Origin of the sequence: Corynebacterium ciconiae DSM 44920, assembly GCF_030440575.1 — a bacterium.
Taxonomy (GTDB): Bacteria; Actinomycetota; Actinomycetes; order Mycobacteriales; family Mycobacteriaceae; genus Corynebacterium; species Corynebacterium ciconiae.
The window spans coordinates 2,393,823-2,407,902 of the sequence record NZ_CP047189.1; the positions used below are offsets into that span (position 1 = coordinate 2,393,823).

The 14,080-nt window shown below is 59.2% G+C and carries 11 protein-coding genes and 1 tRNA gene; 4 read left to right on the forward strand and 8 right to left on the reverse strand.

All coding sequences use genetic code 11. The annotated features are described in order from the left end of the window. Positions 1-101: 101 nt before the first annotated feature. From CCICO_RS10510 to dcd, 6 genes are all read right to left on the reverse strand, one after another. Positions 102-1,040, reverse strand: a complete 939-nt coding sequence (locus tag CCICO_RS10510) for an ABC transporter substrate-binding protein (RefSeq protein WP_018019524.1) — start codon at positions 1,038-1,040, stop codon at positions 102-104. A 567-nt stretch (positions 1,041-1,607) separates the two neighbouring features. Further along, complete coding sequence (locus tag CCICO_RS11400; protein ID WP_083878289.1) at positions 1,608-1,898, reverse strand: GtrA family protein; 291 nt, start codon at positions 1,896-1,898, stop codon at positions 1,608-1,610. Positions 1,899-2,394: 496 nt separating this feature from the next. After that, on the reverse strand, positions 2,395-3,072 hold the full coding sequence (locus tag CCICO_RS10515; protein ID WP_018019525.1) for an ABC transporter permease: 678 nt from the start codon (positions 3,070-3,072) through the stop codon (positions 2,395-2,397). Continuing rightward, positions 3,072-3,731: an ABC transporter permease gene (locus CCICO_RS10520; RefSeq protein WP_018019526.1), complete on the reverse strand. Its 660-nt coding sequence runs from the start codon at positions 3,729-3,731 to the stop codon at positions 3,072-3,074. The genes CCICO_RS10515 and CCICO_RS10520 overlap by 1 nt, the downstream gene beginning before the upstream one ends. Then, positions 3,732-4,550 carry an ATP-binding cassette domain-containing protein gene (locus CCICO_RS10525; RefSeq protein ID WP_018019527.1) on the reverse strand — a complete coding sequence of 273 codons (819 nt, stop codon included), beginning with the start codon at positions 4,548-4,550 and terminating at the stop codon, positions 3,732-3,734. It abuts the gene before it with no gap. Positions 4,551-4,589: 39 nt separating this feature from the next. Beyond that, on the reverse strand, positions 4,590-5,153 hold the full coding sequence (dcd, locus tag CCICO_RS10530; RefSeq protein ID WP_018019528.1) for a dCTP deaminase: 564 nt from the start codon (positions 5,151-5,153) through the stop codon (positions 4,590-4,592). A 190-nt stretch (positions 5,154-5,343) separates the two neighbouring features. Here dcd and CCICO_RS10535 point away from each other — a divergent pair. The 4 genes from CCICO_RS10535 (at position 5,344) to CCICO_RS10550 (ending at position 10,077) form a co-directional block, all read left to right on the forward strand. Then, positions 5,344-5,414, forward strand: a tRNA-Gly gene (locus CCICO_RS10535). 1,256 nt (positions 5,415-6,670) lie between these two features. Further along, positions 6,671-7,708, forward strand: coding sequence for an extracellular solute-binding protein (locus CCICO_RS10540; protein WP_018019530.1), 1,038 nt, complete (start codon positions 6,671-6,673; stop codon positions 7,706-7,708). A gap of 40 nt (positions 7,709-7,748) precedes the next feature. Next, complete coding sequence (locus CCICO_RS10545; protein ID WP_018019531.1) at positions 7,749-9,416, forward strand: ABC transporter permease; 1,668 nt, start codon at positions 7,749-7,751, stop codon at positions 9,414-9,416. Further along, positions 9,409-10,077: an ABC transporter ATP-binding protein gene (locus CCICO_RS10550; protein ID WP_018019532.1), complete on the forward strand. Its 669-nt coding sequence runs from the start codon at positions 9,409-9,411 to the stop codon at positions 10,075-10,077. The genes CCICO_RS10545 and CCICO_RS10550 overlap by 8 nt, the downstream gene beginning before the upstream one ends. Positions 10,078-10,113: 36 nt before the next feature. Here CCICO_RS10550 and CCICO_RS10555 read toward each other — a convergent pair whose 3' ends face one another. Next, positions 10,114-12,822 carry an AMP-binding protein gene (locus CCICO_RS10555; protein ID WP_018019533.1) on the reverse strand — a complete coding sequence of 903 codons (2,709 nt, stop codon included), beginning with the start codon at positions 12,820-12,822 and terminating at the stop codon, positions 10,114-10,116. Positions 12,823-13,097: 275 nt separating this feature from the next. Next, positions 13,098-14,069, reverse strand: coding sequence for a bile acid:sodium symporter family protein (locus CCICO_RS10560; protein WP_051067251.1), 972 nt, complete (start codon positions 14,067-14,069; stop codon positions 13,098-13,100). Positions 14,070-14,080: the final 11 nt, after the last annotated feature.

The following is a 14,080-nucleotide window of genomic DNA, read 5'->3' on the forward strand; positions in this document are numbered from 1 at the left end:
TGCTTACTTACGGGCGGCGTTCTTGCCGCCCACGGCTGTGCCCCCGCCCCGTTACTTTCGGGACAGGGGCACGAGCACCCACGCTATATCGGCATAGCCTGCTAGAACACATCCTCGTTGTATTCGCGTGCGATCTTTACTGGGTCTTCCTTATCGGGTCCCACATTGCGCTTGTTGAGCTCCATGAGTTTTTCCGTTGTGAGTGTTCTATTCACCCAAGCAATCGTTTCTTTTGCTTCCCGTCCCAGCCGACCCTTGGCCATCAACGGAACAACATTTTGAGGCAAGATCATGCCCTTGGGATCCTCGAGCGTCACCACATCGATCTCGTCGCCATCGCTATTTAACACGGGAGAGGTGGTGTAGATGTCCGCGATCGTGGCAGTCCCATCAGTGAGAGCCTTCACTGTGAGCGGCCCACCGCCATCAGATATTGGCATGAAATCCATGGACGATTCTTTGACACCGTAGATATCGGTGAGTCCGTGCGGCCCATAGGGGCGCTCGGCCAGCTCGGGATTACCTGCAACCGTAATCTCGGGTACCGCATCCAAATCTTCCAAGGTCTTCAGGTCATACTTCTCCGCCACCTCGGGTGTCACGCGATAGGAATCTTTCGACTCAGCTTCCGCGGCCTCACCCAGAGCAAGGTTCTTCGGAGTTACCTTCTTCAGTGCGGAGAGCACATCCTCGCTGGACATGCCCACAGTCACCGTATCCTCATCACCCCCGAAGTACATGGCTAGGTTGCCGGAATACTCCGGCACGAGGTCGATAGATCCCTCCTCGATGGCTTGGATATAGACTTCGCGAGATCCGATGCCGGACTTCACCTCTACATCGATACCTTGGGTACGCAGAGCTTCCGCCCACAACTGCCCAATAAGCTCGGACTCTGGGAAGTTGGCCGTTCCGATAACGATGGTTCCTCGGTCCCGCTCCGTGTTCTTGTCTGCACTCGACTCTTCGCCATCGAAGGGGTCGCCGCCAGCACCACAGCCAGCCAGCACTAGGGCACTAGCCCCCACCACGGCAGTCATGCTCGCGACACTGCTATTCATTTTCATTTGTGCAACACCTTCTAAAATAATCTTGCTCCGTCAGGCACATCTCCCTCCAGACTACTGAGAACACCGGACCGAAGGGCGAAGATAGGCCCATGAAGGTGCGCCAGGCCCGCTACCAGATTGGAGCCTAGGGCACAGGGTGCCTGCCGGTTCTCGTGAGGCAATGTTCTAGCCTTCAGGAGATGCTCCACATGCTTAGTGTGACATAACGAGGTTCAGTAGATTCTGCCAAGACCACAACGAGCGAAGACACCCCATTGGCGAATCTTGGGATGGCGTAATTGATTGCACCATCCTAGACCCCCAAGAACCTCACGCTTAGGTCCTACAGGGTAGGAAGAACTCGCTCTGCAGGGCAGGACTCCGTGGAAGCGTCGAGAGGCTACGCTTCCTAGTGCACTTCGATATAGTGGCGTCGCACGCACTGGTAGGAACAATCAAGCCCTCGGCTCGAGCAGCTATACGGCATCGCGCTACTCTCTGATAGCTCAGCCCCCTACATCTGGCAATCCTTGGGACACTCAGGACGGCTACAAGACATCAAGAACTGGCCTCAGAAGGAAAGACCCAAACGTTTTGCAAGAGGAAATTAATAACTGTTGCCGCCCCTTGCGACACCACCCAAGACACCAGCAGAAAGTAGGAGCCGGTGCACACGCCCCTACTGATCAGGTCAACCAAGACAGCTACCGAGAAGCATAAAAAGTACGAGATGGCCGCTTTTCTTATCTCCGCTAAGGACTTATGTCCAGAAAAGGTAAATTTACTGTTTAGAGCATAGGCGAATGAACCTCCAGCAACGTAACTTAAGGCCCCAATCCACGACTTCACTAACTAGTCCGATCGTAATAAAATCCCTAACTTCTTAAAGATCGGTTTTACCACCAGCGACTCTGGAACCACCACTTTCCATCCGCATGACACCCACAAGACTTTTTGATATTGGCAAACATAAGCGGATTGTCCTGCGCTGATGCGAATAAACACGACGCACTACTACCATACGGCCCATTCCAAATAGGAGCCGCCTCCGCCACACCAGGCATGGCCGATGTAACGAATATCGCTGCCGCTGTCGCAAAAAGTAGAATTCTTTTTTTCGCGCTTTTTAGGCATACACTCTCTATTGCCTGCACCCCAGCGTAATAAAACCCAAGAATCTGCATCAACCGGCACAGACAGTTTCATCCATCAAAAACAGCTCGCCAATTCGGCCATTGGCTATGCGTAGCGAGCGCGGATCGATTCAGTTCACTCTGCGCGGCTGTGTGGTTCGTAGAGATCGATCCCACTCATCTGCGATGGGCAGCATCAATGCTCCATCGATCTACATGCGGGGCCGCGTTGCGCGTTGAGCCACGGCCAAGAGCATGTCTACGAACCAGGCCAGAGCAATCACCAGAAACGCTCCAGCAAGCATCTGAGGATAATCCCGCAAGGCGAGGCCGTCGATAAGCGGTCGCCCTAAGCCACCCAAACCGATATAGGCTGCCACGGTCGCGGTGGCGAGCACCTGCACAGTTGCGGAGCGTATCCCGCCAATAATCGTGGGCAGCGCCAAAGGAACATGCACAGCACGAAGCGCCTGCCATGGCGAATGTCCCATGGCCACTGCCGCGTCCACCACGCTGTGCTCGATCGCGGCGATCCCCGAGTAGGCCCCCGCCACCACCGGCGGCACTGCGAGGATAACCAGCACGATCACCGCCGGCACAGTGGGCATCGATATTCCGAAAGGGATAATGAGGGTCAGCCACGTAACCAAACCCAAAGTGGGCAAAGCGCGCAATGCGCCCAAGGCAGACACGATACTCGTGCCGCTCTTGCCGGTTCGGTGGGCGCGCACTCCCAGCCAGATTCCCACGGGTAACCCTATGAGTAGCGCACCAGCCATGGTGAGAAGGGTGAGCTGTAAGTGCTCAAGTATCCGCACCCCAAAACCGGTGGATCCAGACCACTGACTAGCGCTGGTGATCTGCTGAAAGGCTTCTACCACTGGCCCCATTAGCCCACACCTCCCTGCTGAGCAGCGCGTACCCACGGTGTACTCACGCGTCCAATGAGCACGATGATGAGATCGAAGATCACAGCAAGCACCACCGTTGCGAGCACTCCTGTAAGAATCTCAGTGGGAAACGCCCGCTGGAAACCGTGAGTAAACAAGGTACCGAGAGATTGCACACCAATGAGAGCGCCCACCGATATCAGAGAAATGGTGGAGGCAGACACCACTCGCAGACCCGCCACAAGCACTGGTAATGCGAGAGGAAATTCCACCTGCAGCAAGCGCTGCCACCGGCTATAACCCATAGCTTCCGCCGCTTCAATAGGCGCCCGGGGCACCGATGCGAAGGCATCGGTAGTGCTGCGGATTTGTAAGGCGAGGCCGTAGAGGATCATGGCCACCACTACGTTCACTGGCGAGAGCACTGAGGTGCCCAATAGCAAGGGCATCACAATAAATAGGGCCAGACTTGGCACCGCGTAGAGCAGCCCCACAGCCCCTATGAGAACCTCACGCGCCGCAGGGAAGGATCGCTGCCAGAATCCGAAGGGCAGCGCCAGAACGAAGCTCGCCACGATAGCCGGCACCGCTAATAGGGCATGTTGAAATGCGAGGTCAGCGATATAACCTATGTTCTCCGCTATCCACGAGATGTTCATCTATCCCACGATTCCCTGCACTCGGCCGAGATGATCCACGACGATCTGCTGCCCATCACGCTGCTCGATGTGCACCGTATTGGTGTGCATGCCGAGGAATCTGCGCACAAACTCATCGGCGGGCTCGCGGACAATGTCGGCTGGGGTTCCTACTTGCGCGATTTCCGCGGAGGTGCGCAACACTACCACTTGATCGCCCAGCGCAAGGGCCTCTTGCATGTCGTGGGTGACCAGCACAATTGTTTTGTGTAGACGCTGCTGTAGATTAAGCAACTGGTCCTGCAATTCCCGCCGCACCAGCGGATCCACAGCCCCGAAGGGCTCATCCATCAGCAGGATTGTCGGGTCGTGGGCCAGCGCACGGGCCACCCCTACGCGCTGCGCCTGACCGCCCGAGAGTTCGCTGGGGTAGCGATCCAGCAGCCCTGTATCAAGTCCGAGCAAGGTTAGAAGCGGTTCGGCGAGTTCACGCCCCTCGCTTTTCGACGCCCCCTCGAGGCGAGGCACCGTCGCGACATTTTCAGCAATCGTTCGGTGCGGGAGCAGACCGGAGGCCTGCATGACATAGCCAATAGATCGACGAAGCACGACAGGGTCCTGATCTGCCACCGAGTTGCCGTCGATAAGCACCTGCCCGCTGGTGGGCGTGACCATGCGGTTGATCATGCGCAGCAGGGTCGTTTTACCCGAGCCGGATGAGCCGACAAAGACGGTCGTTTTGCCGCTTGGAATCGATAGCGAGAAGTTCTTGACCGCGGGGGCGGAGCGATCCCCCTCGCGGGCTGGGTACGTTTTAGTTACATTCTCGAACGTGATCATAGAATCCTCTTGCTAGACCCAGCGCAGTGCAGGCGAGGCCTAGCGGAAGTTTAAATACGCCTTCGAGGGCGTTGGTCCGCGTTGTCCCTGATACTTGGAGCCGAGCGCGCTCGAACCATAGGGCACATCGGCGGGCGAGGTCATCTTAAATAGCGCTAGTTGACCGACTTTCATTCCCGGCCACAGCATGATCGGCAAGTTGGCCACATTGGATAGCTCCAAAGTGATGTGCCCATCGAAACCGGGATCGATGAAGCCGGCAGTGGAGTGCGTGAGCAAACCGAGCCGGCCTAAGGAGGATTTACCCTCGAGGCGTCCCGCGAGATCGCCGGGAAGACGGAAGCGCTCCAGCGTGGCGCCCAGCACAAACTCGCCAGGGTGCAGCACGAAGGGCTCGTCTTCCTCTACTTCCACCAGGCTGGTCAGCTCGTCTTGCTGCAGCTTGGGATCAATGTGGGTGTACTTCGAGTTATTGAAGACACGAAAGAATCGATCCATCCGCACGTCAATAGACGAGGGCTGAACGAGCGACTCGTCATAGGGGGTAATCACCAAGGCCTGAGAGTCGATGGCGTCGCGAATGTCATGGTCAGAAAGAAGCACGTTCGCAAGTGTAGCGGGTGAGCGACACAGAAGTCAGAAAAAGCACGAGCCCCCTCCCGCCCGTGGCGGTTAGTGGAACTGAGAACAAGGGTGCTACACTCTGAGCGTGCAACCTACGCCCCAGAGGCCATACAGATGCGCAGCAGGTCTACAGTTGCGCATCCCCAGCCTCAACGACGTACGTGGCTGTGCCGATGTAGTTCAATGGCAGAACATCAGCTTCCCAAGCTGAATACGCGGGTTCGATTCCCGTCATCGGCTCTCGCAAGGTAGCGCGGCAGTGTTTCAGACAGTGTCGCGCTACTTTTCTATGTTGAGGGCTCCCGTCTTTGTTGTGGACTCCAGCCCCTCATCCCGCGACCGGCCTATCAGCCCTTCACTGGGTGGGCTCATCGCAGAGCAGCATACTCTCGAAATAGCCTGGCGGCACCCCAATTCCACGAGGTGGGCGCGATCATAACAAGGGAAGCCGGTATTCGTTCTGCCGTCCGATTCAATCACCTCCCAGGAATCCCCGTTCCACCGGACATATTGCACACTGCCGGTATTAGGAGTTCCTACGCGCGCAAAACTGCCATCGCAGAAATTCACCGTGAATAAAGAACCCCAATCAATGTCAGTTCTGATTCGTTCAGGGTCACATATACCTCCAGCAATCTCGTCCACCGAGTCGCCCGACTCCCACTGATCAGCCGAGCTCTGGGCGGTGGTCGTGGTAGAGGCACTGCTACGAGTGACCGTCTCGGTAGCGGTCTCCGTCACGGTAGCAACAGCTGCTGCGGACTCTGAAGAAGACTCATCCGAGCCTTGAGAGATAAAAGGAAGAGAGGCACAACCCGTAAGAACCACCAGACCTACACCTGCACTGACAGAAGTTTTGCACACGGAAGAGAAACTCAGCATGCATTCAGCATAAGGGGAGCAAGTTGGCTGCGGTGGCGATACGGCTTTCTTTCTCCCCATTCACTACTTCTTCGCTTCCACACCGTAGAAACTACCGCCGCCCACCCCAAGCGGCGGGCCGGCGTGGCAGTGCAGGCGGCATGCCCCCCCCACATCACCTAGCGGGCCGGCAAGCCCAAGCCACTGGAAAAAGCGTGCCAGTCGGCCCATCGAAGAAGCTCAGCAGCCTCGGCCGGTAGCCTCACCCTGTTCCTGCATCCCACACCCGCCCCTGTAGGGCCGCCACCCCACATCTGGGTGGCCTCATTCCGCGCCCGTGCCAGCTTTAAGCTATCCCGCACGATCAGTAATTCCACGGCGATCGAGCCGATCACCTGCGCAATCACACCCCCATATTCCGCGCGTACCGCTTGCTCGGCCACCCACTGACACGCACCGCTATTGAGAATAGTCTTCCCTTCGAATCCTTTGGCTAGCCTTTGCTAGTGTCTGAGATGACCATGTGGGCTTTTAAGTGTGTCCACATTTTTCTACCCTGCGCTCCTGCGTGCCCGCGCGCCCCGATGTTCTCGCGCGACTAACGCCTGCCAGCGCACAACCGGAAGGATTCGATCATGCGCCGTGTAGCCGCCACTATCGTCGCCGCCGCAGCGGGCCTGTCCCTCGCCAGCTGCTCCAGCGGGGGCGACACCCCCGAGGAGTTCAACACTGACTCCCCCAACGTGGTGAACGTGTACTCTTCCCGCCACTACGACGTAGACAAGATGATCTATGACCGCTTCACCAAGGACACGGGCATTGAAATTAACGTGGTGGAAGGTAAAGCCGATGAGCTGATTGAGCGCGTCAAGCGCGAGAAGTCCGACCCGCCCGCTGATGTGTTCCTCACCGTCGGTGCCGAATCCCTTTTCTCTCTCAACGAGGAAGGAATTCTCGGCGACTCCATGACCCCCGAGATCGAGCAGGCCATCCCAGAGCACTTCCGAGGCGATAACTGGATGGGCGTGGCTTCCCGTGCTCGCGTCATTGCCTATAACAAGGACACCGTCAATCCGGAAGACCTCACCACCTACGATTCGCTCACGGATCCGAAGTTCAAAGGCAAGGTGCTCTCTCGCTCCTCCAGTTCCTCCTATAACCAAGCTCTGCTCTCCTCCTTCGTTGCGCTCAACGGCGAGGACGAGGCCAAGGAGTGGGCCCAGGGCGTAGTGGATAATTTCGCCCGCGACCCCAAGGGCAATGACCGCGACCAGGCGAAGGCCGTGGCTGCCGGCGAGGGCGATATTGCCATCATGAACTCTTACTACTGGGCGCAGATGAAGCACTCCTCCGATCCTGAGGAGCAGAAGGTGACCGAAAAGGTTGGTCTTTCCTTCCCAGAGAACACCCACCTGAATATCAGCTACGCCTCGGTTTTGGAGGGCGCGAAGCACGCCGACAACGCCAAGTCCTTCCTCGAGTATCTGGCCAGCCCGGAGATCCAGGAGCTGATCGCGGAAGAAAACGGTGAGTTCCCGATGAACCCACAGGCGCAGCTGCCTGAGGTCCAGAAGTCTTGGGGCGAGTTCACCACCCAGAAACTGGACTTCGCCACCTTCGGTGACGAGCGCCCGGTAGCCACCCGAATCTTCGATGAGGTCGGCTGGAAGTAGTATTCCTGCTATCCACTCCCGTAGATAGAAAGCCGAATTTGTGACGGCGAACCGATTCGTGCCCGCTCGTGGGCGGGCACCCTGGCTCGTGCTGAGTCTCGCGGTAGTAGCGCTCATGCTGCTGCCGCTTCTCGGCATTCTGTCGGGCCTTTTTGCCCCCGTGACGGACACCTGGCGGCACATCCAAGACACCCTCTTGCTGGGCTATATCAAGGAAACCGCGATTGTGGTGAGCGGAGTTTTGCTCATCACGTGTTCCCTGGCTTCTGTACTCGCGTGGTTTATTACCGCCACCGAGTTTCCGGGAAGGAAGTTTCTCAGCATCGCGCTCGTCGTGCCGTTGGCGATCCCGCCCTATATTGGCGGCTACACCTACGTGTCGATGACGAGCTACACCGGCACCATTCAGGTCTTTGCCCGGGAGACACTGGGCATCGATCTCCCACCGAAGCTCATGGATATTCAGAATGTGCCCGGCGCGATCGCGGTGTTTTCCCTTTTCCTCTATCCCTATGTGTATCTGGTGGTTCGGGCATTTTTGGACCGCCAGGCAGGGGCGCTGATTGAGGCTAGCCGCGTGTTAGGGGCGGGCCCAACACGCACATATCTCCGCGTTATTCTTCCTCTTACTCGCAATGCCGTGATTGCCGGCGCCACTTTGGTGGCCTTCGAGGTGCTCTCTGATTACGGACTCTCGCAGTATTTTGGCCTCAATGTTTTCACCACCGCCATCTTTAAAAGCTGGCTGGGGTTCCAGGATGTACATGCAGCGTTGAAATTGGCCGCCATCTTGCTGCTGGTGGTTACACTCATCAGCGTGGGCGAGAAGGCGATGCGCGGTTCGCGCTCGGCCGCGTATGCCTCGGGCAGGGTTACGCCGATCACCCGTCGTCGACTACGCGGGCCGATCCTCTGGGTCGCGATGCTGCTCAGCTGGGGAACCTTGGCGTTCGCCCTGCTCATTCCGGTGGCGCAAATGACCTATTGGGCGATCCTCTCTCTGCCCAATATCCGCACGGATGGGCTGCTCGATGCCGCGGTCACCACTGTATGGGTGGCAGGTCTTGGCGCTGCGCTCACCACGACTTTTGCCGTCATTGTGGCTAATCACCAGCGGCTGTGGCCTTCGCGCCTGTCGAGGCTGTTGGCCCGTATTACGGTGATGGGCTACTCGGTGCCGTCTACCGTGATTGCCTTGGCTATTTTGTCTGTGGCTTTGTGGGTGGATGCCCACTCGCCACTGCAGCTGCTGCTTTCGCCGGCGATCGTGGTGGTGGCCTATGTGATTCGCTACCTGGCAGTGAGCATGCAATCGGTGGAGTCCGGCTGCGAGCGCATTGGAATGCGCTTCCATGAATCGGCTCGGATGTTGGGCGCTGGCCCGACGCGGGCATTTTTCCGCGTCGACATGCCCATGATGTCCACCGCGGTGGTGGGCGCTTTCCTCTTGGCGTTTATTGACATGGTCAAGGAGCTTGCGATCGTGTTGATTCTGCGGCCATTCAATTTCTCCACTCTCGCCACCCGCGTGTTTGAATACGCTAATGATGAGAAAATTCCGGAGAGCTCCTTGGCGTCACTGCTGATTATTCTCATCGCCGCTATTCCGCTGCTGGTGTTGTTATGGCGGCAACGAGAAGGCGCTGCTGCCCGCGAGGGGCACCGCCCTGCCGCCCCTGCTCTGTCTGAAGGTTCAAGCCATGACTAATTCCTGCCCGCCACCCACGATCTCTCTTCGCGAGGTGAGCTTCAGCTACCCTGGGGCCGCCACCCCGCAACTCGATCACTTCTCTCTGCAGGCCCCCGCTGGGCAGTGCACGGCGCTGGTAGGTCCGAGCGGCTGTGCAAAGACCACGGTGCTGCGGCTAATCGCAGGACTCGAGCGCCCCAGCGAGGGAGAGATCTATCAAGATGACACCCTGCTGGCTGGCCCTGGGGTATTCACTCCCCCAGAACACCGCGCCATCGGCTTGGTGTTTCAGGATTATGCCCTCTTCCCGCACCTGACCGTGCGGGGAAATATTGCCTTCGGCCTGCGAGGACATGGCCGCTCCGACGCAGCGGAGCGGGTGCGCCGCATGCTCGCCACGGTGGGGCTCGAGGGGTACGAGAAGCGCTATCCCCACGAGCTCTCTGGCGGCCAGCAGCAGCGTGTGGCACTCGCCCGCGCCCTAGCCCCAGCACCACGAGTGTTGCTACTCGATGAACCTTTTTCCAACCTCGATGCTGACCTTCGTGGGCATGTTCGTGAGGAAGTCGCCTCCATCATCGAACACACCAGCGTGACCACCATCTTGGTCACTCATGATGAGCAGGATTCTGCGCGCTTAGCCCACCAGACCGTACGCATGTCACCTACAACCGCATAGCGGCGCGAGGTGGCGTCGATAAGCGGCGTCCTGGCTTTACACCATGCGCCGCTGCGCGAGCCACGCCACCATGCTTGTCGACGCCTTCCACAGCGCGATTCCAGCGATAAGAGACAGCGGTACCGTGATGAACTCGGTCACTGGCTGATCGAGAATATCGAATTGGATCAGGTAGATATACAGCGACGCCGAGGCAATCAACCCGACCGGGCGCACGAGAAGCCGGGGCACCGGCAGCCGCACCTCAGAGAGCAGAATCGCGCACACCAGCACCACATACACCCATTGGGTGGCGTACTCGAATAGGGTGATCGATCCAGCCACCACAATGGCTGCGGCAATGAGTTTCTGCCGGCGGCTGCGGGCCTGGGAGATCATGATTCCGGCGGCGATGAACCACACCACCCCCGGCGGCTCGAAGCGGGTTTGGGTAATGTCCCAGGCCCCCACAGCGAAACGCCACACCAACAGCACACCGGTGAGTACGCAGGCACTCAGGAACGGGGCGTGGCGATAGCGGCTATACAGCGCAGGAATGGCTAGCAGCCCCATGATCACCAGCATGCCCAACACGTAGGATTCAATAAACCAGAGCGAGCCGCTGGCCCCTTCGCTCGGGCGCCACCAATGGATAAACAGCAGGTTACTCACACCGTATCTGCCGGTGACGGCCATGCCTACCAGCACCACCAGCACTGTGGGCACCACCACCGCCACCAACGAGCGCGCCGTGGCCCGAAGCCGTGTAGCCGAACTCGCCACCGTCAACCCGAATGTACCCAGCGCCACTCCGGCGATCACCAGCAGAGAGTGGGCCCCTCCCATCATGAAGGTGTAGGGGGTGGCGTGTGTCATCACGATCGTCATCGCGCAGATCGCGCGCAACACCAAGGAAGAATCCAGCCACATCACACGGGGCTGGGACTTTTCAGCGTTTCGCGGTGCGCGAGATGGCGTGAGGGCGCCGCGTTTCGTGGCTCCGCCTTCTGCCTCACTGAGCTCTGGGGGCGCCACCGTTGAGCGGCTAGACGCGTTGGGGGCGTTCAACAAGTCCGCGAGCGGAATGTGATGCCAGCCGGTGGGCACGTCCACCCCGGCGCGGGCAAAGGCCATGGCAACCGGCACGAAACTCAAGGAACTGCCGCCATTATCCACAAACGACACATCGCGACGCACCGCGCTCGGCACGGTTCCCAGTGCGTGGGCGATACTAGCTATCACCTGCTCGGTCGCCGCCGGAGCAGGCTGCTGTGCCGCCCCGGCAGTGCGCGCCTGTTCGTTCGGTTGCGCATGAGCTTGGTCGTGCGGCTGGGCGTACACGGCGGCGTCTGCTAACTCGGCGCAGCGGCGACGATCCAGCTTGCCGTTATCGAGCAGCGGAAACTCGGGCAGAACTACCACCCGGATAAACGCCGGTGTCAGACCGGTGCGGGCGCACAGCTGCTCTGTGATCGCGCCGGCATCAGGTGAGCTCTGGGAAGTCTGCTCGTCCACAGCAACGCGCAGGGCGGAATCATCACCGGTGACGCACGCGGCGATTCCCTGCTGCGCCAACCACCCTCGGATCTGTTCACATGAGATGCGCAGGCCCGCTAGCTTCACAAAGTCAGAGGCGCGGCCTGTGATGCGTAACAGCACATCCGCGCCGGAGGCATCCACCGGCACGAGCTCTCCGAGATCGCCGGTGTACAGCTCATGGATCGTGCGCCCAGTGTTCAGATCGTCGGGGTGTTCAGCGTAGCCAAGCATCACCGAGGGGCCGCTGAAAACGAGTTCACCGGTGTCGCTGATGCGCATGCTGTGTCCAACCAAGGGAGCACCGACCGCATCGGGGTGAGACGCCATGAGCTGGCGAGGCATGATGCTCATGCGGGCGGTGGCCTCAGTTTGGCCGTACATCACCCGAAAATCCGTGCCGTGCTCGTCCAAATAGCGGTGCCACCACTGCACGTCTGCTGTATCAAGTTTCCCGCCGGCTTGATACACCAACCGCAGCCCAGCCAGGCAGCGACCACCGTCGGCGGTGCGGAGCACCTGCAACATGTGCGGCACTACCCCTACGTTGCTCACTCCATAGCGCTGCAGCACCTCAGCGAAGCTCGGATCCGCCACCGAACACTCTTCCACGGCGATGCTGGCTCCGCACGCTAGATGGGAATTCAGCACAGACAGCCCGAAGGAGTAATGCAATGGCAGCAGTGTGATCGCGCAATCTGTGGAAGTGAGGCCCAAGCCCCGCACAATCGCCTGAGCGTTTGCCCGCAGATTGTCTAGGCTCAGCTTCACCAGCTTTTTCGACCCCGTGGAGCCGGAGGTAGACAACAGCACCGCGATATCGGGATGCACAGGCTCACCCGGCTGCTCATTCCGCGGCTGCACTCGGCCTGTGAGCGGATCGATACTGGCCGCTGGACGGTAAGTGCGCAAAATATCCGCATAGGGGCCATCGGGGTCACTCGTTGGGCTAGCTGCGCCTGCCCTCGCGGTGTCTGCGGTCACTAGCAGCGGCATCTTCGCAGCTAGTGCCGCGAGATAGGACACGATGGCTTCTTTGGTAGGCCGAAAAGCGAGGTGCAGCAGCGTGCCAGGTTCATACGCCCGCCTGAACTCCTCCGCACGCTGTTGGGTAGCCTCTTCGAGTTCGCGATAGCTCATCGTCGCCGAGGGTGTGCGCAGGGCAACATCCGTGGAGCGATACGTTCCGGCCACCCCTTCTAGCAGCGGCGAAGTGTGCGCGAGGGACACAAATACTCCTTCCACCGTGCCTCTTTTACCGCGTTTTCACCCCACATGGTGGAGCGGGGAGCACTGCCGCGCATGAGAGAGACACCCAGCAAGTTCTCAGTTAACCCTAAAATAACCTAGGTTAGGCGCCCCTGCGTAATGCTCTCGTCTGCGCACCCACCAACTACGGGGTGGCTAGGAATGTGCACTGCTTATCGACGCCTCCCCGCGGACGGCGTGCCCCTTGGATAGTCGATACGCGCCCCGCGACCAGTGGCTACATCCGCTAGCAGGCGCTAGCGACTAGGCTGCGAGAACTTGCGCACGGCAAAGGCGAATAGTGCGCCAGCGACGTTGTGCCACACTGCCGCGATAGCTCCTGGAATTGCCGCCTCCGGGGAGAAGAACTTAGCTGACATCCCTGACGCGAGCCCCGCGGACTGCGTGGCAACCTCGATCGCGGTGGTTCGGCATGCAGCCTGCGGCATATTCATCACCCGCGCCGAAAGATAGCCAAGAATGTAGCCCAGCGCGTTGTGCAGCACGACCGCCACAAACACAATGAGGCCAACGTCCACCAGCTTCTCAGAGGCTTTGGCCACGGACGGAAACACCACCACCCCGATGCCGAGGATCGACAGCCACGGCAGTACCGGCAGGACGCGGTCGACCCACTTATTGAAGAAGACCCGAATGAGCAGCCCGCCGATAACGGGAAGAAGAACGGTCTGCGCGAGCATCCACGCAATCCCAGATCCATCCACGGGAGTATCAGCGTTTGCCAAGGTAAGCATGATAATCGGCGTAACCAGTGGGGAGAGCAGGGTGGAAACTGAGGTCATCGCCACAGAGAGGGCCACATCCCCCTTTGCCAGATAGGCCACAACGTTCGACGCGGTGCCTCCCGGCACCGATCCGAGCATCAGCAACCCCACTGCGAGCGCCGGGTTGAGCCCTAACACCCGCGCCACAGCCACGGCGACCAGCGGCATGATCACAAATTGCGCCACCACGCCAATCCCGATGGGCCAGGGACGTCGCGCCACCTCTTTCACATCGGGGATGGTCAGGGTGAGACCCATGCAGAACATGATGAAGGTCAGCGCGGGGGTGATATATGCGGCGATCGGCTGCACTGGCTCGGGAAAAAGGAAGGATAATACTGCCCCCGCCAGAATGAACGCAGGAAACGCCCACACGGCAATAGCGGCAGAGCGCTCCTCCGCGGCCACCGCCTGTGCATCCCTATCACGTGAATCTAGAGTCATGTTCTCACCAT

What these genes read in the sequence shown, in the direction of transcription:
- CCICO_RS10520 (WP_018019526.1), bottom strand. Translation starts at nt 3,731, where the DNA reads ATGAACATCTCGTGGATAGCGGAGAACATAGGTTATATCGCTGACCTC.
- CCICO_RS10510 (WP_018019524.1), bottom strand. Translation starts at nt 1,040, where the DNA reads ATGACTGCCGTGGTGGGGGCTAGTGCCCTAGTGCTGGCTGGCTGTGGT.
- CCICO_RS10550 (WP_018019532.1), top strand. Translation starts at nt 9,409, where the DNA reads ATGACTAATTCCTGCCCGCCACCCACGATCTCTCTTCGCGAGGTGAGC.
- CCICO_RS10515 (WP_018019525.1), bottom strand. Translation starts at nt 3,072, where the DNA reads ATGGGGCCAGTGGTAGAAGCCTTTCAGCAGATCACCAGCGCTAGTCAG.
- CCICO_RS10525 (WP_018019527.1), bottom strand. Translation starts at nt 4,550, where the DNA reads ATGATCACGTTCGAGAATGTAACTAAAACGTACCCAGCCCGCGAGGGG.
- CCICO_RS10560 (WP_051067251.1), bottom strand. Translation starts at nt 14,069, where the DNA reads ATGACTCTAGATTCACGTGATAGGGATGCACAGGCGGTGGCCGCGGAG.
- CCICO_RS10540 (WP_018019530.1), top strand. Translation starts at nt 6,671, where the DNA reads ATGCGCCGTGTAGCCGCCACTATCGTCGCCGCCGCAGCGGGCCTGTCC.